The following is a 24,398-nucleotide window of genomic DNA, read 5'->3' on the forward strand; positions in this document are numbered from 1 at the left end:
ATTTGACAAATGGACACCAGCTTTAGATAACAAAACAGCAGTAGATAAAGACCTAACAGTAACAGGAACATTTACAAAGGGCGGAACAACACCATCTGATAAATCAGAAACACCTACTATTGATCAACCAACTGAAGGCGACGGCAAAATTACTGGTAAAGGTGTACCAGAAGCTGAAATTGTAGTTAAAGACAAAGACGGCAATGAAATTGGTAAAACAACTGTTGATAAAGATGGCAATTGGAAAGTAACAGTACCAGCAGATAAGCCATTAAAGAAGGATGACGTTATAACTGCAACTCAAACTGAAAAAGGTAAGAAACCATCTGATCCAGCAAGAGAAACTGTTAAGGGTAAAGTAACTCCACCATATTTCAATTATTTAACTCTTACTCTAGACGAAAACTACAGAGGTGGCGAAATTACTCACTACGACGTTTATGAAGATGAATTAATTGAACGTTATTTATACACTCCTCGTAGAAGAGGTTATGTATTTGAAGGTTGGAGCTACAGAAGTGATTATCTTGACGAAGTAAGACCTGGCGACAGAATTTACTACTCAACTACTCTATATGCAATTTGGTCTAAGGATAGGTACTACGATCGTGATGAACGTGAAGAAGAACCTGAAGATACTAGAGAAGTATTAGAGCACAAGGCTTACATGTTCGGTTACACTGACGGAACTGTAAGACCTAACGGCAACATAACTAGAGCTGAAGCTGCTGCTTTAGTAACTAGACTTCTTGGTATTGAATCTATCGGCGCAGCTACTAGACCTATGTTTACTGACACTCCAAGTGCTTGGTACAACAAGGCCATCAACGCGGCTGTTCAAAGGGGTATCATGAAGGGTTACCCTGACGGAAGATTTAGACCTAACGCACCTATTACAAGAGCTGAATTCACTCAAATGATTGCTCAAATTGACAACAAGCCTTATGGTATTGCACCATTCGCTGATGTTAAGGGTCACTGGGCTGAATTGGCTATAGGTAGAGAATATCAAGCTAAGAGAATCATGGGTTACCCTGATGGAACATTTAGACCAAACGCTAATATCACTAGATGTGAAGCGGTTGTAATTCTAAATAAGATGTTCGAAAGAAATTATGATGATATGTCTGCTATTAATGCTATGAACAGACACTTAATCAAGAGTTTCTTAGACTTATCTCAAAGTTTCTGGGGTTACAATGACATGGTTGAAGCAACTAATGACCACGACTTCAAGAGAAGAGTTAAGGGAAGAATTGAAGAGGACTGGACTTTAGTTAAATAATAAAAATTTTGCGTTAAAAGCGCAAGAGAAATAAGATACAATTATAAATAAATAATTGGCATAATGACAAGGCATGTGGGAGCAAATCTCACATGCCTTTGTTATTAGATAAGGAGGGGTGAATTTTGTGGTATCCAAAGGATACTTATGATAAGACTGGGAAGACAGAATATAATACATTATTTAGTTGTAGCTCCTGCAATATAGTTTCTTTAATTACAAGCAAGAAAGGTGGAAATTTAAGTAGCAGCTATAGGGTTTTACTTAAGGACTTTTATTATGCTGGCTTAGATGAGTTACGAACGTATAAAAAAATTGATTTAGCGATTAAATATATGAATAATAATTGTGAATTGAAAACTTTAAGAAATATAAGAAATAAAGTTAAATCAGAGTTAAATTATTCGGAAAGAATTAATGCTATGTATGAACCATCTTTGAATATATTTAATATAATGACAATAATCATAGGTCTATTCGTGCTGATAAGTGATATAATTTTTAATGATAGTAATTTATTTTGGGAAAAGTTTATTGTAATTTTTGGAGTTTATATAATAATGATAATAATAGCATTTGGAAACAAAATCGACAGATACAGCGCTAATAAATATCAACTTTCAACAAAATTTTTAAAATATTTAGAAGCTGAAATTGAAGATATGATTTATATTAAAGAAACTACCGAAAAAAAGGAGATTTATTAAACAATCTATTTCAATTTAAAACCTATTTCCAACTTACAAAAAATGAAAAATATTCGAGTTTTGAAAGTCGCTCAAACATTTTACTATTATGACTGCTTAAGCGGTCCTTTTCAATTATTTACAGTTTTATTATTTAATAATTGGGTATATAATAAAAAATAGCTAGTTAAACGTCTTGGTGCAATTCCAAGTATTGCCATAATTGTAAATGCCTTGATAGATATTATCATTTCAGGTTTACTGTATGATTTCATTAAGTCAAAGGAAGTGATAAATATAGGCACTTTATTATTAATTATAACGGGAGTTTGTGGCGATATCATTTGAGATGTGCGTTAACAAGACTTTTAAAATAGACAAGCTCTCGATTATATTAAGGGGTTACAAATTTGTAGCCCCTTAACTCATTTCATTTAAAATCATTTCCACTTTCAAAACATAAAAATATTGCAAGTTTTGAAAGTCTGTGATATAATACTTTCAAGAAATGAAAAAAATTAAAGTTTTGAAAGTGAGGTGTAAACATTGAAAATTATTGATAGGCCTTTGTATTTAGATAGGTTAAAGAGGCTCTACGGTACTCCTGACATCAAAATTGTAACGGGTTTACGAAGGTCTGGCAAGTCTGAGCTCTTGCGGTCTTTTGTAAATTATTTGAAGGAGTCTTACACTGACACTAATATAATACGTATTGATTTTGGCGATTTAATGTTTGATTCTCTAAAAAATTATAAAAGTCTTTACGATTATGTTGAAAAAATGTATGATGATTCTCTTAAGAATGTTTTAATTGTTGATGAGGTTCAGCTATGTGAGAAATTTGAGCTAGCGATAAACAGTTTTCATAATAGTAAGAACTATGACATTTACCTAACTGGCTCTAACGCTTTTTTATTGAGTTCTGATTTGGTGACTCTTTTCACTGGAAGGTTTATAGAGATTCCGATCTATCCTTTTAGTTTTGAAGAGTATTGCTCTTACTTTGATATAGACAGGGACTATTCTGAACATTTACAGGATTATCTCGCTATTGGCGGGCTTTCTGGTTCTTATGTTTATGATAATAAGGAAGATAGGGCGGCTTATATCAATGATGTATATAAAACTTTGATTAAAAGGGATTTGATTGACAGGTACAATTTAAGTGATGAGGCGCTTCTTGATAACTTAGCAGAGTTTTTGATGGATAATATTTCGAATTTGACAAATGCTAATAATATAAGTAAAGTCTTAAATTATAATAATATTGCGACTAATCACGTTACTATCGGCAACTATATTAAGTACTTGTGTAATGCCTTTATGTTCTACAAAGTTAAAAGATATGATATTAAGGGTAAAAAGTATCTTGGAACAAATGATAAGTATTATTTATCTGATCTTTCATTTCGCTATGCTATCTTAGGTGTTAGAAATATTGATTATGGAAGGGCTTATGAAAATATTGTGGCTATTGAGCTATTAAGAAGGGGTTATGATATATATGTTGGTACGCTTTATCAAAAAGAAATAGATTTTGTCGCTATGAAGGGCGATGAGAAAATCTATATACAAGTTAGTGATGATGTATCTAGTGAAAAAACAATGCAAAGAGAGCTTGATCCGTTATTATCAATAAGGGATGCGTATCCAAAGATGATTCTTTCTAACACAAAGCATCCAATGAGCCTGATTGATGGTGTGAAACACATTGATATAGCTAGGTGGCTTATGAAGGATGAATCTTGATTTGTATATGTATATTTATTTTGCTTAAGTAGTAATTTTGCATTCTTTTGCGCAAAAATCACGCCTTTTCTTCACTACAATCTTTTAATCGCTCCAATGTACTCATCTGTACTATTTCGCTCATAAAAGTTCTCCGTAAAGAAAATTCATTGATTTTATCTGCAAAATAATTGCAAAATTGGGTGAGAGGATTGCTTCTTATAAAAAATATACAAACAATATATAATTAGTTATTTGACATAATAACTGGGCATGTGAGATAAGGCTCATGTGCCTTTCTTTTGCTTAATTCATTTTAATTAAGTATTGCTAAATGCAATACAAAGTGTTATTATACATATATAGGAAGTGATTTTATGTCAAAAATATCAAATGATTATATAAATCTTGAACATGAAGTGAAATTACCAAGCGAAAAACCACTAGTTTATGAAGATTTAAGAGAAGAAGACTTTGATCACGAGATGCAAAAAGCGATGGATGATCTTGATAATGGCAGGACATATACTTCAGAAGAAGTAGAGAAAGAGTTAGAGGATATTTAATACTAGTAAAAAATATTGACAATTAATACATTTTAATCAATATTAACTCAACAGAACCTCCCCACGCTTAATGTTTTCACATGCGGACCAAGGGGAGGACATTTTTACATTACTATATCTATTCCCACTTTCAAAACTCAAATATTTTTAAGGTTTTGAAAGTGACAAAACATTTTACTATCAAGGACTGCTTATGCGGTCCTTTTCTATTGCCATAAGTGTAAACAAAACCATAATCAAAGCCATTCCACTCATAGATTTATAAACTATTTCACACTTTCTCTTAATAAATTCATAAAGTTGTTTTAATTTTTCTATCTCTCGGGTATATATTAAATAGAAAATCAATTAAGGAGGTAAGCTTATGAGAATCGAATTTGTAGGAAAGAACATTGAACTAACTCAAAGTTTAAAGGATGTGGCTGAAAAGAAGTTCCAAAAGCTTGACAAGTTTATTGGCAAGGATGTGGACGCGAAGGTTGTCTTCTCGGCTGTTAGAAACACTAAGTGTGTTGAAGTAACTATCTTCCTAGACAGGACTATACTTAGAGCTGAGGAAGATAGTGACGACATGTACACATCTATCGACAGGGCGGTTGATGTTTTGGAAAGACAGGTTAGAAAGTACAAAACTAAGCTTCAAAACAGATACCAAAAGAACGAGTCGATCAGGTTTGAAAATGTTAAGCCTATGGATGAGCCGGATGAGGCTAAGCTTGTAAAGAACAAGAAATTTAAGGTGGTACCTATGTCTTCTGACGAGGCTATCCTTCAAATGGAACTACTTAGACACAATTTCTTCGTATACCAAAACGCTAAAACTGAAGCCATCAACGTAGTATACAAGAGAAAGGACGGCAACTACGGCCTTATTGAAGTTGAATAATATGAATATTAATATAGATGATTTTAAATTGAACAAACCCATATCCTCGGTGAAGATTTCGCCGGACGGTCGTCACAAGGTTTTCACTGTGACTTGCGTGGATATGGCGGCGAATGAGTACAAACACTCATTTTACATGCTTGATGAAAATGATTCTTTGAAGAGACTGTCTACTAATGACGTCTCTTCTACTTATGCTGTGGACAATGGCGGGATCATTTTCGCAAAGTCTGACGAGAAAAGGAAGTATGCGTCTATCGTTTACCGTCTAAGCTTCAGTGGCGGTGAGAGGGAGGAGCTTTTTAGGTTAAACTACCCGATTAATGGTATTCGCATCATGGATGAGGAAAGGCTAATCCTCTCTATCAGCAATTCTGAGAAGATCAGGCACTTTAAGGACATGGATCAAGAGACTTACGAGAAGAAAGCGGCTGAAATTAAGGAAGAGGACGACTACACTATATATGATGAGATTCCTTTCTACCTTAACGGCGCTGGCTACATCAACAAGATCCGTACTTCGCTTGCGGTCTACAATATGACGAGCGGCGCACTTAAGATTATTACTGATGACTTTACTAGTGTATCGAGCTACGACATAGCCCCTGACAAGTCTGAAATTGTCTACACTTCTGAGTCTTACACTGACAAGGCGCCTGCAAAGAGCCAGCTTTACGTTTATAGCTTTGCTGACGATAAGTCTGTGAAACTTGATTATGGCATGGGTCTTAGCTATTATGGACCTAAGTTTGCAGATGGCGATGTTTTTGTCTTCGCGACTGACCAAGAGGCTCATGGAATGAATCAAAATATGAAGGTCTACCTAATTGATAAGAGCAAAGAAGATATTAAGTGTATTAATGATGACTTCGATATGTCTTTGGGCTCATCTGTGGGCAGTGACCTTCGTTATGGCGGCGGCTACTCATTTAGGGTGATGAAGGACAAGCTTTACTTTATATCAACCCTTGCGAATAGCGCAGACCTATTCGCCATTGACAAGGCGGGTAAATTGGAAAGGCTAAGTAAAGTAGTAGGCTCTGTTGATGAGTTTGACGCCTGTGATAATGGCGGCATCTACGCTATAGGCATGTTGGACTACAATTTACAAGAAGTTTATAAATTTGAAGAGGATAAATTTAAGAAAGTGACTGCCATAAACGAGGCTTTACAAAAGACTTGGGGCGCTGAAAAATATGACAAGATCACGTTTAAGAATGACGATATAGATTTCGAGGGCTTTGTAATTAAGCCGGATGGATACAAGCCGGGCAAGAAATATCCTGCGATACTTGAGATTCACGGCGGTCCAAAGACTGTTACGGGCGAGGTTTTATACCACGAGTACCTTTACTTTGCAAAGCAAGGCTACTTTGTCTTCTTCACTAATCCGAGGGGATCGGACGGCCGCGGCAATGATTTTATGAACATCAGGGGTAAGTACGGCACTATCGACTACGACGATTTGATGAAGTTCACTGACACTGTTTTGGAAAAGTACGAGGATATCGACAGGGACAACGTTCATGTGACTGGTGGCAGCTATGGCGGCTTCATGACTAACTGGATCATCGGCCATACCAACAGATTTAGGTCGGCTGCGTCGCAACGCTCTATATCGAACTGGCTAAGCTTTTTCGGCGTATCGGATATAGGCTACTATTTCGCGACTGATCAAAATTTGGCAGAGCCATTCGCATCGCATGAAGCGCTATGGGAACGCTCTCCACTTAAATACGCGAGCGAGGTCAAGACGCCGACATTATTTATTCACTCGGACGAGGACTTCAGATGCCCTCTAGAGCAAGGCGTGCAAATGTTTACAGCGCTTAAGTACTTCGGAGTCGACTCGAAGATAGTTATCTTTCACGGCGAAAACCACGAGCTAAGCCGCTCTGGCAAGCCAAAGCACAGACAAAGAAGACTTGACGAGATAATCACATGGATTAAAAAGAGATCATAATATAGAAAAAGCCTGGTTACTTTTGTAACTAGGCTTTTTGCTTGGATATGTTTTTTAAATTGGCTGTATAATATCTATTGGGGAGTAAAACCTCAATAGATATTTTTTTGATAAAATTACAAAAAAAAGTTGCACTTGCACACATTTTATCCTATACTTAAAATACCACTACAACATAGGAGGTGTGTACAAGTGCAAGAATATAATACCATAAATTTGCTAGCTTGTAAAGATGTAGTTGTTAACAATTTTAAAGAAGGTGAAAATGTAGTAGTTATAGAAGCACAGACAAAAAAGTTAAAAAGCTGCCCATACTGTGGTTCTAAACATATCTGGGTTCATGATCACAGAACTCAAAAGATAAAAGATACACAGATGCATGGTAAAAAATGCATAATAAACCTAAGAAAAACTAGGTACAACTGTAAGTGCTGCGGGAAAAGAATTGATAGCAAAACAGAACTAGTAGCAAAGAAAATGACCATGACAAAAAGACTAGTAGCATCCATAGCTAGAGAGTTTAGAGAACTTTACTCAATAAAGTCAATATCAAGAAGATACTCAGTAAGCACATCAACAGTTACAAGAGTCCTATCTTACCTATCAGTAGAGAGAAAAAGTCTTCCAAAAGTACTTTTAATAGACGAGTTTAAAGGCGACAGCGGTTCATACAAGTATCAATGCTCACTTCTAGATGGCATAACACATGAAATCATAGACATAGTTAAAAGTAGGCAAGAAAATATTTTGTTTGAATACTTTAAAAACATACCAAAAGAAGAAAGAGAAAATGTAAAGATATTTGTTAGCGATATGTCAAAAACATTTAAAAACGTTAAAAACGCATACTTTAAAAACGCAGTACACATAGCAGACAAATATCACTTCGTAAGACAAGTCTCTTGGAGCTTAGAAAACGTAAGAAAGAGAATACAAAAAGATACATCAGCAGAAATGAGAATATACCTAAAAAGAAGTAAAAGCATACTTACAAAACCAATGCCAAAACTTAATGATGATCAAAAGCGAGAAGCAGCTCTAATGCTAGAGATAAGCGAAGAGCTAAGACTAGCATATGGCTTAAAAGAATCCTTCTATCAAGAAGTTCTAGTGCAGAAAAACAAAGAACAAGCACAATACAAGGTAAACGCATGGATAGACATATGTAAAAAATCAAAACTTAAAGAGTTTAAATCATGTATAACAGCCTTTACAAACTGGTCTGATGAAATTACAAACTCATTTGACTACAAACATTCAAATGGAGCACTAGAAGGAAAACATACAAAGATAAAGACACTAAAAAGAAACAGCTTTGGTATGAGAAACTTCGAGAGGTTCAGAAAAAGAATAATGCTTTTAGACTAAAATATATATATAAAACATCATAAAAACCTAATAAGCCTATATAGGTTTATTAGTCATGCAAAAATTACATAAATTTGTGTTATTTTAAGTATATAAATTAAAAACGTGCAAATGTTAGTTTTAACATAAAAAGAGAGACTTAAATCAATAAGTCTCCCCAATATTTGACATAGAGCCTTTAAATTTCTTATAGAGCAAGCTTTTTCCACTTGCGGATTTTCGTTCTAAAAGTGCCAAATGGAGCGACTGTATTTACGTGAATAAACTTGTAAACTTCCCATGTAGCTGTTTTTGTTGCTTCATCAGCCCACTTCCTCATATGAGGCTTAAATAATTCATCATCGCTTAATGAGTCAATCATTTCACATATGGCAGCAACATTGTCAATTAGCTTATCTTTTAGTTCACTAAGAGATAGACTTGCATACGTATCAGTAAAGTATTGGTATAGTTTGCCGAGCTCATTCCATTTGAATTTATCTGATGGAGTTTTTGCTTCAATGCCATTTCTTTCATCACGCTCCCATTGTAATAAGAGAGATGTCCATCCGAGCTGATAGGCAAGGTTCTCAGCAGGCGTTCTATCTACTTCATCTACTCGTGTATCCTTTAGATTTTCTGGAATATTTCCAAATTCAGCGATGTATTTTTCAAAGCTTTTATTGATTTCTGATTTTAATTCTTCTTTATTTTTATAAGTTCTCATTTTTTCTTCCTTATTATTATAATATTGGTAATACGTTTCTTCGGTTTGTGATAATTTGTCATGAACTCTATATTTTACCGTCAGCAGCTTCCATTTTCAACTGGATACAATTTGTAGCCAGTTCATTTCCTTCATTATTTAGCCTTGTCTTCAAAACGCTCCAATATTTTTGCGGATTATCACTTTCTGTAAGTACACCTAAAATATCAACAATAGAAAAGTACCACTCTTCTTTTTCGTTATCCCATGCTGAACGTATTTGTCTTCCTTCAAATAATTTAATTTCGTTATCCATTTTACACCTCAATAGTATCTTTTAAAATAAATTCATATCTATATTTATATTATATCATATTTATAAGTTTAAAACATTTACAATATTTCCATAGATAAAAAACGAATTTTGTAGTATAATCATTAGAGGAGGAGATTCTAGGTGAATTACGAAAAATTTTACTACATAGCAGAAATCATCGGTACCGTGGCCTTTGCCTCATCGGGCACGCTTGTCGCAATCAGAAAGGGCATGGACGTCTTTGGCATCGTGGTTCTTGCGATAATCACAGCTATTGGAGGCGGTGTCATTCGTGACATCACCGTAGGTATCACGCCGCCCATGGCATTTAGAGACAACACATACACAGTAGTTGCCATCGTTACTGCGCTCGTTTTGATACTATTTTTGTCGAAAAAAATCAAATTTCTAAGATTAAATACAGTTAACAGAAACTTTATGATTAAATACACACAAGTCGCGTCAGTGCTCGACGCCATCGGCCTTGGCCTGTTCACAGTCAGCGGCGTAAGCGTCGCCATGGTCAGAGGCTACTCGAACAACCCATTTTTGATGATCTTCGTCGGAGTCATCACCGGTTGCGGCGGCGGAGTTTTGAGAGACCTTCTTTCAGACACCATCCCGATTATATTCACGAAAAACACCATATACGCAGTTGCCTCGCTTTTGGGCGCAGTCGTGTTTATAGTTTTGAGACCATATGGAGCGAACTTCTCCTTCTTTATGGGCGCCCTAACCACTGTTGTTATCAGACTTCTGTCGATGAAGTATAGGTGGAGTCTGCCAGACGTTTCATCTGACCTTGTCGATGGGGACGACGCTTAAGCAAATTTAATACAGATTTTACTTTAGAAAGCTTTGTTTATGCATGAACAAGGCTTTTTCTATGCGAATGGCTGGGCCACTGTGTATAAAACTGTGGATAAGTCTGTGGATAGATTATAAATCACAAGAAAATAGCTTTGTCAAGTGCTATTTTTGTGAAAAATGCCTGTGGATATTGTGGATAAGCTTGTGTATAAATGTAAAATAGCAATTTCCAGTGTGGATATCTATGTGAGTAAGTAAATTATTAAATTTTTTAAATATTTGTAAGCTTAGTATTAAAAATATTTATAAGGAATAAGACCATTTCCATTGCTTTTATATTTCTTTAGTAGTATAATAAAGTTAATAAATCTATTAAGGAGGAATTATATTATGAAGAAGAAAATTTCACTGTTACTTGCTATCTTAATGCTTGTAACACTAATCCCAACAGCATTTGCTGAATCAAAAACAGTAGATGCAGTCAAAAACACTAAAAAGGTGACACTTGACGGAGAAGAAGTCATGGTCGGCGCATACGACGTAGAAGGCTACAACTACTTAAAGCTTAGAGACGTAGCAGCAATACTTAACGGCAAAAAATGCCAATTCGATGTAGGATATGACAAGCCAACAAAATTAATCACAGTTGAATTAGCAAAAGGCTATGAAAAAGTTGAAGGCAATTTAGTCGAAATTAAGGACGAAAAAGCAAAAGCAATCGTATCAGTTAAGAAGATACTTGTTAATGGCGAAGAAAAAGAAGTAAAAACAGCACTAATTAACGAAAACAATTACATGCAATTAAGAGACCTTGGTACACTTGTAGGACTAGGTGTTGGATACGACAAAGTGAACAAAGTTATCCAGCTAAAGAGTGATGCAGAAGCAAAAGAAGAATCTCCTCGTTATGTAATGATTAAGTCTAAGCTTTATAAAGATACAGGCGAAATCAACAAGAATATGACTTGTGGAACTATGGATGGAAAGATATTAACAACTGTTGATGCTAAAGAAATGCCTAAAAAAGATAATGAATCAAACTTTGGTATTGGATATGAATATCAAATTGGCGGCGAAGATGGCAGCATAACAGTAGAGATTGATGACAAGTGCTTAATTTTTAAAGAAGTAAAAGAAGAAGAAAAGACTGAAGATAAAAAAGATGAAAAGAAAGAAGAAAAGAAGGAAGAAGCTAGTGAAAAAAATATAAAAGTGCTTAAGACTGATAATTTTGATGAGCTTGAAACTACTAAATTAGATGCTATAATCAAGCTTCATGATATGTTTGCAGCTTATACTAAAGATGATTACATTGTTGGAGGGAGTGCGATTTTAGATGCAATACCATTCTCTGAATATATGATTACTTTAAAGAACATGGCTAAGCTAGTTGGTACTGATATTTACCTAGAAGATCGTACAGTTAGTAAGAGAATAGAAGAAATTGATGGCAAAAAATATTATGTTGCTGAGATTAAATATGCTAATGGCTCTTCTATAATACAAAAATTACCTTTTGAACAAGATGGCGATAACATCACTATGGCAACTACTGCCGGTATTATGGCTTTAATTGCTAAAGATTATGAAAAAGATTCTATATTAAAGAAAGGATCAGAATTTATCACTACTAAAGTAAAAGCTTTCCATGACGCTTTATGTGACAAGAATTATAAGACAGCTGCTGAAGCGCTTAATGAGTTAAACTTTAAAGCTGATGAAGAAAATGTTAAGAAGACAGCTGAACTAAGACTTAAAAATGCAAAAGAGCTTGGCGAAGAAGTTTTTGTAAAGGATTATGATTTTACATTTAAAGAATATGAATCTGGTGTTGTATGTAAGTTTAAATACAAGAACGGAGCAAGCTTTGAAGTATATATTGGTGATCAATTCTCTGGTTTAGGAACTTTTGTTTTACCAAAAGAACAATAGTTGATAGTATCAATTAAATCAAAAAATTGGGAGCGGAAAGCTCCCTTTTTTAGTCTTATATACTAAATCCATTAGCAAATTGAATTTTGCGAAATATTTTGATGAATAAGGCGAAGTACAGTGAGTGAGCGACTGAGCTGTACAAGTGCGTACGCGGAAGGAACGAGCGAGCGAAACGAGCCGCATTCGCAAAATAGACGCAAAATTTACTTATCCAAGTCTCTTCCATATCCTTCACCACTTCAAAAAAGTCATCTCCCGGATAAATTATATGCTTAATCCACTCTTCCTTGATCTGCCAAAGATTTGCCTGAACGACGAACTCGCTTCTATCGGTAATCTCGAAGATCCTCTCCCAGCTATTTACAATTTTCTCTCTTATATCGTCATACATCTCATTATATTTTCTATCAAATATATTGAAGCTGTGGTCTATGCCGCGCGACTTGAGCTCTTTTTCAAAGCGTTTTTCATCACCCGCATCAAGTGGCACGTACTGATTATTTAAAACGAGGTCCCACTTAGCTCCATCGAAGTAGATGACTTCGCTCTTCGGAACTGTCATCGCATAAACTACTTCTTTGTGAATGGGCTTGAGGCAGTTCTCTTTCGAGACGCTGCACCATATTGGGTAGCTGATCTCGTCTGGTTTAGGAACTATTTGCGAAGCCATTTTCACGAAGTAATCATATTTTTCTAAGAAAAAGTCCGAAATGTCTTTCATATGTAAGCCGACATAGAGCCTTTTGTTTTGTATGACGCCTTTGTTTTTTAGCTCGTATATGCTATTCTCATGTTGTCTTGTGTAAAGATTAACGTATTCCATGTTTATCACCTAAGTATTTATACCCAATATTTCGATTTTGGAATTTTAATCCTTGACTATAAATAATTTCTATGATATAATACTTAAGGATGAGGTGAGGGGTATGATGTACATACATTTTAATTTTATTGCTCACAATTTTAATAATAATAGATAAGAGGAACGCCACGTGCGTTCCTTTTTACTTTATCAGAGTACTAACTTAGTAAAAGGAGGATATTATGGACAAGATCGTTATCAATGGAAATGACCTTACTATCGAAGATGTTGTAAAGGTAGCAAGATGTCACGCAGAGGTTGAAATCTCTAAGGATGCAAAGGAAAGAATCATTGCATCAAGAAAACTTGTTGACAAGTTTGTTGAAGAAGAAAGGGTTATCTACGGAATCACAACTGGTTTCGGTAAATTCTCTGAAGTACATATCTCTAAGGATATGACTAAGAATTTACAAAAGAATTTAATTATGTCTCACTCATGTGGTGTTGGCGAATTATTTGACGAAGACATCGTTAGAGCCATCATCTTATTAAGAGCTAACTCTTTATCAAAGGGTTATTCTGGTGCAAGACTTGAAACTATCGAAACACTAGTTGCTATGCTAAACAAGGGTGTTACACCATGTATACCTGAAAAGGGTTCACTAGGTGCATCTGGAGACTTAGCTCCACTTGCTCACATGGTTTTACCTATGCTTGGTCTAGGCGAAGCTTTCTATGAAGGCAAGAAGATGACTGGTAAGGAAGCTATGGACAAGGCTGGTATCGAAACTATTGAATTAACTAGCAAGGAAGGCCTAGCTCTTATCAATGGTACTCAAGTACTAACTGCTGTTGGTACATTAACTTTATATGATGCTATGAAGCTTGCAAAATTAGCTGACGTTGCTACATCTCTTACAATGGAAGCTATGGGCGGCATCATCGATGCATTTGATGAAAGAATCGCTGACGTTAGGAAGCATCAAGGCATGTATGACACTTCATACAATGTAAGAGCGATACTTGAAGGATCAAAGAACATCACTCGCCAAGGCGACTTAAGAGTACAAGATGCTTACTCACTAAGATGCGTTCCACAAATTCACTGCGCTTCAAAAGATACATTCAATTTTGTAAAGAATAAAGTTGATATCGAAATCAACTCTGTTACTGACAACCCAATCATCTTCCCTGATGATGAAGCAGTTATCAGTGCTGGTAACTTCCACGGCGAACCAATGGCTCTACCATTTGACTTTTTAGGTATTGGTATTAGTGAAATAGCTAACGTATCCGAAAGAAGACTTGAAAGACTAGTAAACCCAGCATTATCAGAAGGTCTACCAGCTTTCTTAGTTAAGGAAGGCGGAGTAAACTCTGGCTACATGATAGTTCAATACGCTGCTGCAGCTCTTGTTAGCGAAAATAAGGTTTTAGCTCATCCAGCAAGTGTTGACTCTATCCCAAGTTCAGCTAACCAAGAAGACTTAGTATCTATGGGTACTATAGCTGCTAGAAAGGCTAGAGAAATCTATCTAAACGCAAGAAAAGTTGTAGCTATGGAAATGTTTGCTGCATGCCAAGCTATTGACATAAGAGGAGACAAGGGTCTTGGTAAAGGTACTAAGGCTGCTTACGACGAAGTAAGAAAAGTAATAGACTACATCGACAAAGACAAGGTTATGTACTTTGAAATCAATAAGGCTGAAGAATTATTAGCTGATGACAAGGTTCTTAACGCTGTTGAAGAAGCTGTAGGAGCACTTAAATAGATATTAAGTAAGGAGGTTACTTATGAAATTTGATGTTAAAGATGCTATGACAATCAAGCTTGATCCAGTTTTACCTGAAATGCATAAGATTGATCCAAAGGTTAGAAGAGCACCTGTAAGGGATTTAACTCTTTCAAAGCATGAGATCGAGCTAGCTTTAAGGAATGCACTTAGATACATTCCAGAAGAATTACACGAAGAATTAGCTCCAGAATTTATGGAAGAGCTAATGACTAGAGGAAGAATTTACGGTTACAGATTTAGACCTGAGGGCAATATCAAGGCTAAATCCATTGATGAATACAAGGGTAAATGCATCGAAGGTAAGGCAATACAACTAATGATTGACAATAACCTTGACTTTGACGTAGCACTATACCCTTATGAACTTGTTACTTACGGTGAAACAGGACAAGTTATGCAAAACTGGATGCAATACAGACTAGTTAAGAAGTACCTAGAAAATTTAACTGATGAACAAACATTAGTTATGGAATCAGGTCACCCACTAGGATTATTCAGAAGCCACAAGACTTCACCAAGGGTTATAATCACAAACTCATTAATGATAGGTGAGTTCGACGATCAAAAACATTGGCACAAAGCAGTTGCTATGGGCGTTGCAAACTACGGACAAATGACTGCTGGCGGCTGGATGTACATTGGACCACAAGGTATAGTTCACGGCACATACAATACAGTTCTTAACGCTGCTCGTCTAAAATTAGGCGTTCCACACGATGGCGACTTAAGAGGCCACATCTTCATTTCATCAGGTTTAGGAGGAATGAGTGGTGCTCAAGGTAAGGCAGCCAAAATTGCTAACGGTGTTGGCGTTATCGCTGAAGTTGATATCTCAAGAATCAATACAAGACTTGAACAAGGCTGGATAGATGAATGTTCAGACGACCTTGACCAAGTATTCAAATGGGCTAACGAAGCAAAAGAAAGCAAAACTCCTAGAGCAATCGCTTACCATGGCAATATCGTAGACCTACTAGAATACTGCGTTAAAAACAACGTTCATGTAGAACTACTTTCTGACCAAACATCATGCCACGCTCAATACGACGGCGGCTATTGCCCACAAGGCTTAACATTTGAAGAAAGAACAAAGATGCTTGCTGAAGATAAAGAAGGCTTCTGCAAATTAGTTGACAAAACATTAAAGCATCACTTTGAATTAATCAAAACACTAGTAGATAGAGGAACATATTTCTTTGACTATGGTAACTCCTTCATGAAATCAGTTTTTGATGCAGGCGTTAAGGAAATAGCTAAGAACGGCATTGACGAATCAGAAGGATTCATCTTCCCAAGCTATGTTGAAGATATCATGGGACCAATGCTATTTGACTATGGTTACGGACCATTCAGATGGGTTTGCTTATCAAATAAGGAAGAAGACCTAATCAAGACTGACCACGCAGCTATGGAATGCATCGACAAGGACAGAAGAGGCCAAGACCTTGATAACTACATCTGGATCAGAGATGCTGAAAAGAACCAATTAGTAGTTGGCTCACAAGCAAGAATTTTATACCAAGACGAAATCGGTAGATTAAAAATTGCTCTTAAGTTCAACGACATGGTTAGAAAGGGCGAAGTAGGTCCAATCATGCTAGGCCGTGACCACCATGACGTATCAGGTACTGACTCACCATTTAGAGAAACATCAAACATCAAAGACGGCTCAAACATCATGGCAGACATGGCTACACAATGCTTCGCAGGTAACTGCGCAAGAGGTATGTCCATGGTAGCTCTACACAACGGCGGCGGCGTTGGTATAGGTAAATCAATCAACGGCGGCTTCGGTATGGTTCTAGACGGATCAGACAGAGTAGATACTATCTTAAAGGCAGCTATGCCATGGGACGTTATGAGCGGTGTAGCAAGAAGAAGTTGGGCTAGAAACGACCACTCAATCGAAACAGCAATACAATATAACAAGGATCACAAAGACACTGACCACATTACTATTCCTTATCTAGTAGACGACAAGATTATAGAAAAAGAAATGGCAAAGGTGGATGAATATGAAGCAAAGCGTCATAATTAAAAATATAGCTTCGCTTTTAGCAACAAAGGCTCATGGCACAGTCAGAGCTGGTAAAGCACAAGGCGAAGTAGAAATAATCAAAAACGCATATATAATAACAGAAGACGACAAGATAAAAGCACTAGGTACTATGGATGAGTACAAGGCTATGAACATAGATGAGAGCGGGGCTACAGTCATCGACGCGACAGGTAAATTAGTTACACCAGGTCTTGTAGACTCACATACACACCTTGTTCATGGGGGCTCGAGAGAAAATGAGCTCTCCATGAAACTTCATGGCAAGACATACATGGACATAATGAACGCAGGTGGGGGCATACACGCTACACAAAGACATACTAAGGAAGCAAGCTTCGAAGAGCTTTATGAAAAAGCGAAAAAATCACTAGACATCATGCTAAGCTATGGAGTTACGACAGTTGAAGCCAAATCAGGCTACGGCATAGAAGACTTCGATACAGAGCTAAAGCAATTAGAAGTAGTGAAAAAATTAAACGAAGATCATCCAATCGATTTAGTATCAACATTCATGCCATGTCACGCAATGCCAGATGAGTACAAAAATGACAGAGAAGCCTTTATTAATAAGGTTATCAATGAATACAATCCAAAAGTTATGGAAAAGGGCCTCGCAGAATTTGCTGACATCTTCTGTGAAGACGGTGTTTACACTATAGACGAGTCAAGAAGAGTACTTCAGGCATCAAGAGATGCTGGCTTTAAGCTTAAGATACACGCAGACGAACTAATTAGCTTCGGTGGAGCTGAACTAAGCGCTGAACTAAAATGCGTTTCAGCAGACCACTTGATCGGAGCTTCAGATGAAGGTATCAAGGCTATGGCAGCTAATGGAGTCGTAGCAAACGTACTTCCATCGACAGCATTTAACCTAAACACAGGCAAATACGCAAGAGCTAGAAAGATGATAGAAGAAGGCTGCCCAGTAAGTATCTCAACAGACTACAATCCTGGCTCATGCCCATCTGAAAATATTCAATTAGCTATGCAAATAGCCTCAATCAAAATGAGAATGACAGCAGAAGAAGTATTCAATGCAGCAACTATAAACGCTGCAGCAAGCGTACTTAGAACGGAATCCATAGGTTCGCTTGAAGTAGGTAAGAAGGCCGACATCGCCATCTTTAACTGTGAAAATATTGATTACTTCGTATATCACTTCGGTATAAACCACACTTATAAAGTGATTAAGAGCGGAAAAATAGTTTATGGCGCTTAAATCATTTAGAGTATTAATAGTTGGCGGTTCAGATATATACGCCCTAGGCGTAGATGCTTCTCTATCAGCTTTTAACGATATGCATGTCGTTGAGAGCTTTAGAGATGCATCTGATGCTCAAGACTACTTAACAAGGAAGAGCGTAGACTTTGTTATATACGTCGATGATGAGCTGGATGAAAGTAAAAGGATAGTCGATCTACAAAGACTAGCCTTTAAGGACAGGCGCTACAGAATACTCTTTATGACAAACAGACCAAGCCTCGAGATGATTATCTCACCAAAAGACTTTCACCTAGACGGCATCATGGACAAAGAGCTTAAAAGAGATGAACTTAGAAAGGCACTTCTTGACATGAGAAAAGGGGTAGTAGTCGTGTCGAAGAAAAAGAACTTCAGCGTTAAGACGGAACAAAAATTGGGGGATTTTTTGGACCGCAAGGAGCTCTACGACACACTAAGCTCACGCGAGAAGCAAATCCTACTAAGCATAAAAGAGGGCTTAAGCAACCAAGAGATAGCCGACAGGTTTTACATCACTTTATCGACTACCAAAACGCATACGAGAAATTTGTATAAAAAGTTGGGAGTTAAGTCACGCTCCCAGGCTATAAAATTCTTAAATTAGTTTCGCATTCAAGCGCGCCCTTGCGCTCGTTCCTTCCTTAGCAATGCTCATGTACGCTTAGTACATTCCGCTTGCTTCGTCGGTCCACTTCGCACAATCATCTCGCTTGCTCTGCAAAACTTGTGAATAAAAATAATTTTATCTAATAAATTAGTGAATAAAGAAAATTTTATTTCATACAATTATTAAACTTGCAAAAAAATACAAATAAACAATAAATTTAATTAATTTACGTGAAGCATATATGAGCGGAAAAGCTTTGCGTAAAGTCATTTTAAACTTCTTTTTTTAGGATGCACCTATGTATATGGGTGCATCTCAGAGTGAAGACAAACCCAGGAATTTTTTCCTGGGTTTGCTTATTTTTATTAAATTTAGTAAAAAATCAAATTTTTTATGTATTTTTGCAAATAAACGAGTAAATACCTCCTTATTTGGATCCATCCTATACATCATTAGTGCTAGTTTTTTCATATTTAAGCATGCAAAAGTAAGCGCAGCTTTCATATCCATCTTAGCTTTGCCCTTCATGTTTGTATATCTAAAACTATGATACTCTTTTGCGCTTCCAAATTGTCTTTCTATTGTTTCTTTTCTTCTTGCGTATTCTTTCTTGCCTTGATTTGTATATCTATATTCTTCTGTTATGTCAAGGTAGTCTTGCCATATATGTCTTGTTATTACTTTTTGTTTGTTTTTACTATGTGTGCATCTATCTATGTTAGGACAGTTCTTGCAGTCGTTTATATCACTTTTATACTGTCTGTATCCTTCTCTATCTGTAGTTTTGTAATTTAAAAGTTTTCCTTGTGGACATATGTAGCAGTCATAATATTCGTCGTATATGTAGTCTCTTTTGTAGTATGGATTTTCTATTTGTAAGTTTCTCTTTTGTCTTGTATATGGAAATACTGGGAGTATTTTATCGTCTATTAATGTTTTTGCTATGGCTGGTATTTTGTAACCTGCATCCATAACTATCTTTTGGGGTTTCATCTTTTTTAGTTTTTCTTCATAGAATGGTAAAAATGTTGTGCTGTCATGTAAATTTCCTGGAAATGATTTGTATGCTAGTATCCAGCCGTTTTTATCGCATGATGTTTCTACGCAATAGGCGAATACTTCTTTATGTTCTCCTTTGTGAAAGAGGCCGCTTTCTGGATCTGTTGTTGACTGAACTATCGTTTGCCTCTCTTTATCTTCTTTCTCTTTTAAGGGCTTTTTTCCGTTTTCTTCTCTTTCTTGTGCTATTTCTTTGTCTAGCTGTGCTTGATATCTTCTTGCTTTTTTCTCTATTGTTACTTTTTTGTTTTTATGTCTGTTTGCATGTGCTTTAACATGTGTTGAGTCTACGAATTGAATCTTCTCATCCACAAAACCTTGTTCTAGTGCTTGGTTTAATATGTTTTGGAAGATGTTTTCAAATATGTCTGTATCTTTGAATCTTCTTCTATAGTTTTGGCTGAATGTTGTAAAGTGTGGAATCTTGTCGTAGAAGTCATATCCTAAAAACCATCTGTATGCAATGTTTACTTCTATCTCTTTTATTGTTTGCCTTATGCTTCTTATGTTGAATAGGTATTGTATGAATATTATCTTCATTAGCACTACTGGATCTATGCTTGGTCTTCCGTTATCTAATGAGTATTTATCTTCTACTAAATCATAGATAAAGTCAAAGTCTATATACTTATTGATCTTTCTTAGTATGTGTTCTTGTGGAACTAATTCTTCAACTGAAATTATTTGTGCTTGATCTGTTTTTGATTTACTATTTTTATGTAACATTTTATCACCTTCTATGTATTATATATACCCAATAGATGTGTATTTTAAGAGGTTTTCAAGTAAAAAAGTAGGCGTATTTTTATAAAAATACGCCTACTTTGTCAACAGTCTGAGAAGGCAATTGCCTTCTTTTTTTGTGCCTATCGCATAATGATACAGCTATTTAACTTACGAAAATATATGAAGAAATCTTAACAATTTATTTATATTTTACTATTGCTAATCGCCACTATATGTAGTATAATAATATTTGCGAAGAGGAGAAGCAATCAAAATATTGTGGAGGTATGAGATGTATATATTCAAGAGAAGCGGCGAAAAAGTGCCATTTGACGAATCTAAAATTGTTGTAGCTATTAAAAAAGCGATGAATTCTTCAACAGGGGTATATGAAGAAGGTCTTGCTGAAAAGATAGCTGACGAGATCAAGAGGGAAGCTGTTGTAGCTGAGAGACCTCTTTCGATTTATGATATCGAAGACAAGGTTTACTACAAGCTTATCGAGAACAAAAATCCGGCTACTGCCAGAAGTTATGAGAACTACAAGGCTGTTCAAGCTTTCAAGAGAAAGATCAATACTACTGACGAGAGCATTATAGGTCTTCTTGACAGAAAAAACAGCGACTTAATGAAGGAAAACTCTAATAAAAACGCTCACATCGCATCTACTCAAAGAGATTTGATTGCTGGTGAAGTATCTAAGGACATTGCTAGAAGGTTAATGATTGATGATGACCTTCTTCAAGCGCACGATGAAGGCTCCATCCATTTGCACGATATGGACTACATCATCCAACCTATGTTTAATTGCTGCCTTGTTAATATGAAGGACATGCTTGACAACGGCACTGTGGTTAATGGCAAACTGATTGAAAGCCCAAGATCGTTCCAAGTTGCCTGCAATGTCATGACGCAAATCATTGCACAAATCGCATCAAACCAATATGGTGGCCAATCCATTGACATAAAATGTCTTGCGAAGTACTTAAGACGCAGCTATGACAAGAATTTGAAGCTTGCTAAGGAAATGTTTGATGACGAGGCAAAGCAAGATGAATTAGCAAGAAAACTTACTCAAAGGGATCTTGAAAGCGGCATACAAACTATACAATATCAAATAAATACACTTATGACCTCGAATGGTCAAGCGCCTTTCGTTACTCTTTTCATGCACATGGAAGATGATTTTGAGTACGCGGACGAGCTTGCGATGATCATCGAAGAGATTTTGAAGCAAAGAATTCAAGGCATCAAGAATGAATGCGGCGTTTATGTGACACCTGCTTTTCCAAAGCTTGTTTATGTGCTTGATGAAAACAACGTTCACAAGGACTCGAAGTACTATTACTTAACTCAAACTGCTATTAAATGTACTGCGAAAAGAATGTACCCTGACTATATCTCTGCTAAAAAGATGAGAGAAAATTACGAAGGAAATGTTTTTGCGCCTATGGGCTGCAGAGCATTTCTATCGCCATGGAAGGATAAGGACGGAAATTACAAGTTTGACGGCAGATTCAACATGGGAGTTGTTTCTCTAAACTTACCGCAAATAGCTATCGTTAGCGGCGGCGATGAAGAGAAATTCTTTGAAATTCTTGACAAGAGACTTGACCTATGCAGAAAGGCTTGTCTGCTTAGATACGATATTTTAAAGAATGTTACAAGCGATTCATCTCCAATTCACTGGAGACACGGCGCTATCGCTAGACTTAACGAGCATGAGCCAATCAGACCACTTCTTGAAGGTGGTTATGCCACAGTAACTTTGGGCTACATTGGTCTTTACGAAGCGACTTATCTAGTTCGCCACACGCCTCACACTGATGAGCACGCGACTGATTTTGCTCTTAAGGTTATGAGAAAAATGAATGAAAAATTACAAGCGTGGAAGAAGGAAGATGACCTTGGTTATGCGCTTTACGGCACTCCTGCTGAAAGCCTTTGCTATAGATTTGCGAAGAAAGACCTTGAAAGATTTGGCGAGATAAAAAACGTTACTGACAAGGGCTACTACACAAACTCTTTCCACGTTGATGTTAGAGAGCATATATCTGTATTTGATAAGTTTAAGTTTGAAGCACAATTCCAAGCACTATCAAAGGGCGGCTGCATCAGTTACGCTGAAATACCTAACATGGGCCATAACCTAGAAGCGCTTGAAACTATAGTTGATTACATTTATGACAATATTCAATATGCAGAATTCAATACAAAATCCGACTATTGCCACGTTTGCGGTTATGATGGCGAGATTATAATTAATGATCATAACGAATGGGAATGCCCACAATGTCACAACAAAGACCAAGCTAAGATGAATGTTACAAGAAGGACATGCGGCTACCTTGGCGAAAACTTCTGGAATGAAGGAAAAACTAAGGAGATAAAGCAAAGGGTACTTCACATATAATGAATTACGCGCAAATTAGGAAATACGACATAGCGAACGGCCCAGGCGTTAGAACGACTATATTCTTAACGGGCTGCACCTTGAATTGCAAAAACTGTTTCAATAAAGAGTACCAAAACTTTAATTTCGGAAGCGTCTTTGATGAAAAAGCCTTTGATGAGATTATTGACTGCTTAAATGATGACAATATCCGCGGTCTATCGGTTTTAGGGGGCGAGCCCTTTGATAATCTTGATGGACTTAATGATCTTATCAAAAACGTGAGAGAGAGGTCTGAGAAAGACATTTGGGTCTACTCCGGCTACACATTTGAAGAGCTAGTTCAAAAAGACGGGGCTATGGACGTCTTGAAGAATATAGATGTTTTGGTGGACGGACGCTTCGTAGAAGACTTAAAGGATTTGAAGCTAAAGTTCAGAGGCTCCTCTAATCAAAGAATCATCGATATGAAGAGGACGCTTGATGAAGGTAAAATTTTACTCATGGATAAATATATGAAGGAAGATTGATTATTCAGTCTTCTTTTTTTATGCTTAATTTTACAAAGTGGCAAATCCATTAACATAGACTTGATAAATAGAAATTTATTTTTGTAAAAAATTCTTGACAAAGAGGGGAATTTATTGTATACTTACAAGGTAACCTTGCTCTTTATTTATTAAAGAGCCATAAGTCCAAAAGGAGGTGGAAAGATGAAAAAATATGAAGCAATGTATGTTTTTTATCCTGAAACAAGTGAGGAAGCTAGAAATAAATTCCTTGATAGGGTAAAATCAATAATCGAAGCTGAAGAAGGTAAAGTAACTAACACTGATGATTGGGGCCTAAGAAAATTAGCATACCAAATCAAATTCAAAACAGAAGGCTACTACTTCTTAATGAACTTTGAAGCAGAAGAAGACACTATTCTAGAACTTACTAGAGTAGCAAGAATCACTGACGTACTACTACGTCACATGATAGTAACAGACGAAGATAAATAAGAGGTGAAGAGATGAACGTATGTAGTTTAATCGGAAGATTAACAAGAGATCCTGAGCTTAGATACACACCTAACACAAATCAAGCAGTTATCACATTTACTATAGCTGTTGATAAGGGCCTATCTAGAGAAAAAAGAGAAGAAATGGAAGCAAAAGGCATGCCAACAGCAGACTTTATTTCCATCGTAGCTTGGGGAAGAACTGCAGAGAATATCAGTAATTATGTTTCAAAGGGCAACATGGTTGGAGTAACAGGTCGTATTCAATCTAGAACATACGAAGCTAAAGACGGTACAAAAAGGTACGTAACAGAAGTCATAGCTTCATCCGTAGAGTTCCTAGAAAGAAAGAACATCACATCACAAGCTCCAAATCAATCACATGAAGATTACTTCAATTCAGACGAAGATTTTTCAAACATTGACGACGGCTTTGCTCCTGGAAGCAATAGGGATATTCCATTTTAATTAAAGGAGGGAATA

At 36.4% G+C, this 24,398-nt stretch carries 21 protein-coding genes; 17 read left to right on the forward strand and 4 right to left on the reverse strand.

The annotated features are described in order from the left end of the window. The 7 genes from BN3004_RS08430 to BN3004_RS03175 form a co-directional block, all read left to right on the forward strand. The coding region (locus BN3004_RS08430; protein WP_196792474.1) for an S-layer homology domain-containing protein at positions 1 to 1,285 on the forward strand (1,285 nt) is incomplete at its 5' end. 125 nt (positions 1,286 to 1,410) lie between these two features. Then, positions 1,411 to 1,992 carry a hypothetical protein gene (locus BN3004_RS03150; protein WP_058259821.1) on the forward strand — a complete coding sequence of 194 codons (582 nt, stop codon included), beginning with the start codon at positions 1,411 to 1,413 and terminating at the stop codon, positions 1,990 to 1,992. 525 nt (positions 1,993 to 2,517) lie between these two features. Beyond that, on the forward strand, positions 2,518 to 3,720 hold the full coding sequence (locus tag BN3004_RS03155; protein ID WP_058259822.1) for an ATP-binding protein: 1,203 nt from the start codon (positions 2,518 to 2,520) through the stop codon (positions 3,718 to 3,720). 356 nt (positions 3,721 to 4,076) lie between these two features. After that, on the forward strand, positions 4,077 to 4,265 hold the full coding sequence (locus tag BN3004_RS03160; protein WP_058259823.1) for a hypothetical protein: 189 nt from the start codon (positions 4,077 to 4,079) through the stop codon (positions 4,263 to 4,265). Between the two features lie 364 nt (positions 4,266 to 4,629). Further along, complete coding sequence (hpf, locus tag BN3004_RS03165; RefSeq protein ID WP_058259824.1) at positions 4,630 to 5,151, forward strand: ribosome hibernation-promoting factor, HPF/YfiA family; 522 nt, start codon at positions 4,630 to 4,632, stop codon at positions 5,149 to 5,151. 1 nt (position 5,152) lies between these two features. Next, complete coding sequence (locus tag BN3004_RS03170; protein ID WP_058259825.1) at positions 5,153 to 7,114, forward strand: S9 family peptidase; 1,962 nt, start codon at positions 5,153 to 5,155, stop codon at positions 7,112 to 7,114. A gap of 192 nt (positions 7,115 to 7,306) precedes the next feature. Further along, complete coding sequence (locus tag BN3004_RS03175) at positions 7,307 to 8,482, forward strand: ISL3 family transposase (RefSeq protein ID WP_058259271.1); 1,176 nt, start codon at positions 7,307 to 7,309, stop codon at positions 8,480 to 8,482. A 187-nt stretch (positions 8,483 to 8,669) separates the two neighbouring features. Here the strand turns inward: BN3004_RS03175 and BN3004_RS03180 are convergent, their stop codons facing one another. Both BN3004_RS03180 and BN3004_RS03185 read right to left on the reverse strand, forming a co-directional pair. Further along, positions 8,670 to 9,188, reverse strand: coding sequence for a ClbS/DfsB family four-helix bundle protein (locus tag BN3004_RS03180; protein ID WP_058259826.1), 519 nt, complete (start codon positions 9,186 to 9,188; stop codon positions 8,670 to 8,672). A 67-nt stretch (positions 9,189 to 9,255) separates the two neighbouring features. Then, on the reverse strand, positions 9,256 to 9,483 hold the full coding sequence (locus BN3004_RS03185; RefSeq protein WP_058259827.1) for a BRO-N domain-containing protein: 228 nt from the start codon (positions 9,481 to 9,483) through the stop codon (positions 9,256 to 9,258). A gap of 141 nt (positions 9,484 to 9,624) precedes the next feature. On the opposite strand from BN3004_RS03185, the gene BN3004_RS03190 reads away from it, so the two are divergent. Together BN3004_RS03190 and BN3004_RS03195 are read left to right on the forward strand one after the other, a co-directional pair. Next, complete coding sequence (locus BN3004_RS03190) at positions 9,625 to 10,308, forward strand: trimeric intracellular cation channel family protein (protein WP_058259828.1); 684 nt, start codon at positions 9,625 to 9,627, stop codon at positions 10,306 to 10,308. 375 nt (positions 10,309 to 10,683) lie between these two features. Then, positions 10,684 to 12,225 carry a hypothetical protein gene (locus BN3004_RS03195; RefSeq protein WP_058259829.1) on the forward strand — a complete coding sequence of 514 codons (1,542 nt, stop codon included), beginning with the start codon at positions 10,684 to 10,686 and terminating at the stop codon, positions 12,223 to 12,225. A gap of 55 nt (positions 12,226 to 12,280) precedes the next feature. Here BN3004_RS03195 and BN3004_RS03200 read toward each other — a convergent pair whose 3' ends face one another. Then, positions 12,281 to 13,051, reverse strand: coding sequence for a DUF3841 domain-containing protein (locus tag BN3004_RS03200; RefSeq protein WP_082244064.1), 771 nt, complete (start codon positions 13,049 to 13,051; stop codon positions 12,281 to 12,283). A gap of 221 nt (positions 13,052 to 13,272) precedes the next feature. Here BN3004_RS03200 and hutH point away from each other — a divergent pair, with 221 nt between their 5' ends. From hutH to BN3004_RS03220, 4 genes are read left to right on the forward strand one after another with little or no spacing between them, the layout of a single operon-like run. Next, on the forward strand, positions 13,273 to 14,802 hold the full coding sequence (hutH, locus tag BN3004_RS03205; RefSeq protein ID WP_058259830.1) for a histidine ammonia-lyase: 1,530 nt from the start codon (positions 13,273 to 13,275) through the stop codon (positions 14,800 to 14,802). Positions 14,803 to 14,824: 22 nt separating this feature from the next. After that, entirely contained in the window at positions 14,825 to 16,864 is a 2,040-nt protein-coding gene (hutU, locus tag BN3004_RS03210; protein WP_058259831.1) for a urocanate hydratase, read from the forward strand. Then, positions 16,842 to 18,104, forward strand: coding sequence for an imidazolonepropionase (hutI, locus tag BN3004_RS03215; RefSeq protein WP_058259832.1), 1,263 nt, complete (start codon positions 16,842 to 16,844; stop codon positions 18,102 to 18,104). The genes hutU and hutI overlap by 23 nt, the downstream gene beginning before the upstream one ends. Further along, positions 18,094 to 18,732, forward strand: coding sequence for a helix-turn-helix transcriptional regulator (locus BN3004_RS03220; RefSeq protein ID WP_058259833.1), 639 nt, complete (start codon positions 18,094 to 18,096; stop codon positions 18,730 to 18,732). Before hutI ends, BN3004_RS03220 begins: the two co-directional genes overlap by 11 nt. Positions 18,733 to 19,050: 318 nt before the next feature. Here BN3004_RS03220 and BN3004_RS03225 read toward each other — a convergent pair whose 3' ends face one another. Then, on the reverse strand, positions 19,051 to 20,520 hold the full coding sequence (locus BN3004_RS03225) for an IS1182 family transposase (protein ID WP_058259270.1): 1,470 nt from the start codon (positions 20,518 to 20,520) through the stop codon (positions 19,051 to 19,053). A gap of 292 nt (positions 20,521 to 20,812) precedes the next feature. Between BN3004_RS03225 and nrdD the strand changes: the two genes are divergently transcribed. From nrdD to BN3004_RS03245, 4 genes are all read left to right on the forward strand, one after another. After that, entirely contained in the window at positions 20,813 to 22,933 is a 2,121-nt protein-coding gene (gene nrdD / locus BN3004_RS03230; RefSeq protein ID WP_058259834.1) for an anaerobic ribonucleoside-triphosphate reductase, read from the forward strand. Continuing rightward, positions 22,933 to 23,442 carry an anaerobic ribonucleoside-triphosphate reductase activating protein gene (nrdG, locus tag BN3004_RS03235; RefSeq protein WP_058259835.1) on the forward strand — a complete coding sequence of 170 codons (510 nt, stop codon included), beginning with the start codon at positions 22,933 to 22,935 and terminating at the stop codon, positions 23,440 to 23,442. Before nrdD ends, nrdG begins: the two co-directional genes overlap by 1 nt. 183 nt (positions 23,443 to 23,625) lie before the next feature. Further along, a complete protein-coding gene (rpsF, locus tag BN3004_RS03240; RefSeq protein ID WP_058259836.1) occupies positions 23,626 to 23,916 on the forward strand; it encodes a 30S ribosomal protein S6 in 291 nt (96 codons plus the stop codon). Between the two features lie 11 nt (positions 23,917 to 23,927). After that, the gene (locus tag BN3004_RS03245; RefSeq protein ID WP_058259837.1) at positions 23,928 to 24,383 is read left to right on the forward strand and encodes a single-stranded DNA-binding protein; all 456 of its coding nucleotides are present in this window, start codon (positions 23,928 to 23,930) and stop codon (positions 24,381 to 24,383) included. Positions 24,384 to 24,398: the final 15 nt, after the last annotated feature.

The organism is Fenollaria timonensis (assembly GCF_001457835.1).
Lineage (GTDB): Bacteria > Bacillota > Clostridia > Tissierellales > Peptoniphilaceae > Fenollaria > Fenollaria timonensis.

Coding starts and splice junctions, on each gene's coding strand:
- BN3004_RS03160 (WP_058259823.1), top strand. CDS start 4,077: ATGTCAAAAATATCAAATGATTATATAAATCTTGAACATGAAGTGAAA.
- hutH (WP_058259830.1), top strand. CDS start 13,273: ATGGACAAGATCGTTATCAATGGAAATGACCTTACTATCGAAGATGTT.
- BN3004_RS03220 (WP_058259833.1), top strand. CDS start 18,094: ATGGCGCTTAAATCATTTAGAGTATTAATAGTTGGCGGTTCAGATATA.
- hpf (WP_058259824.1), top strand. CDS start 4,630: ATGAGAATCGAATTTGTAGGAAAGAACATTGAACTAACTCAAAGTTTA.
- nrdG (WP_058259835.1), top strand. CDS start 22,933: ATGAATTACGCGCAAATTAGGAAATACGACATAGCGAACGGCCCAGGC.
- BN3004_RS03225 (WP_058259270.1), bottom strand. CDS start 20,520: ATGTTACATAAAAATAGTAAATCAAAAACAGATCAAGCACAAATAATT.
- nrdD (WP_058259834.1), top strand. CDS start 20,813: ATGTATATATTCAAGAGAAGCGGCGAAAAAGTGCCATTTGACGAATCT.
- BN3004_RS03200 (WP_082244064.1), bottom strand. CDS start 13,051: ATGGAATACGTTAATCTTTACACAAGACAACATGAGAATAGCATATAC.
- hutU (WP_058259831.1), top strand. CDS start 14,825: ATGAAATTTGATGTTAAAGATGCTATGACAATCAAGCTTGATCCAGTT.
- BN3004_RS03185 (WP_058259827.1), bottom strand. CDS start 9,483: ATGGATAACGAAATTAAATTATTTGAAGGAAGACAAATACGTTCAGCA.
- BN3004_RS03195 (WP_058259829.1), top strand. CDS start 10,684: ATGAAGAAGAAAATTTCACTGTTACTTGCTATCTTAATGCTTGTAACA.
- rpsF (WP_058259836.1), top strand. CDS start 23,626: ATGAAAAAATATGAAGCAATGTATGTTTTTTATCCTGAAACAAGTGAG.
- BN3004_RS03245 (WP_058259837.1), top strand. CDS start 23,928: ATGAACGTATGTAGTTTAATCGGAAGATTAACAAGAGATCCTGAGCTT.
- BN3004_RS03170 (WP_058259825.1), top strand. CDS start 5,153: ATGAATATTAATATAGATGATTTTAAATTGAACAAACCCATATCCTCG.
- hutI (WP_058259832.1), top strand. CDS start 16,842: ATGAAGCAAAGCGTCATAATTAAAAATATAGCTTCGCTTTTAGCAACA.
- BN3004_RS03180 (WP_058259826.1), bottom strand. CDS start 9,188: ATGAGAACTTATAAAAATAAAGAAGAATTAAAATCAGAAATCAATAAA.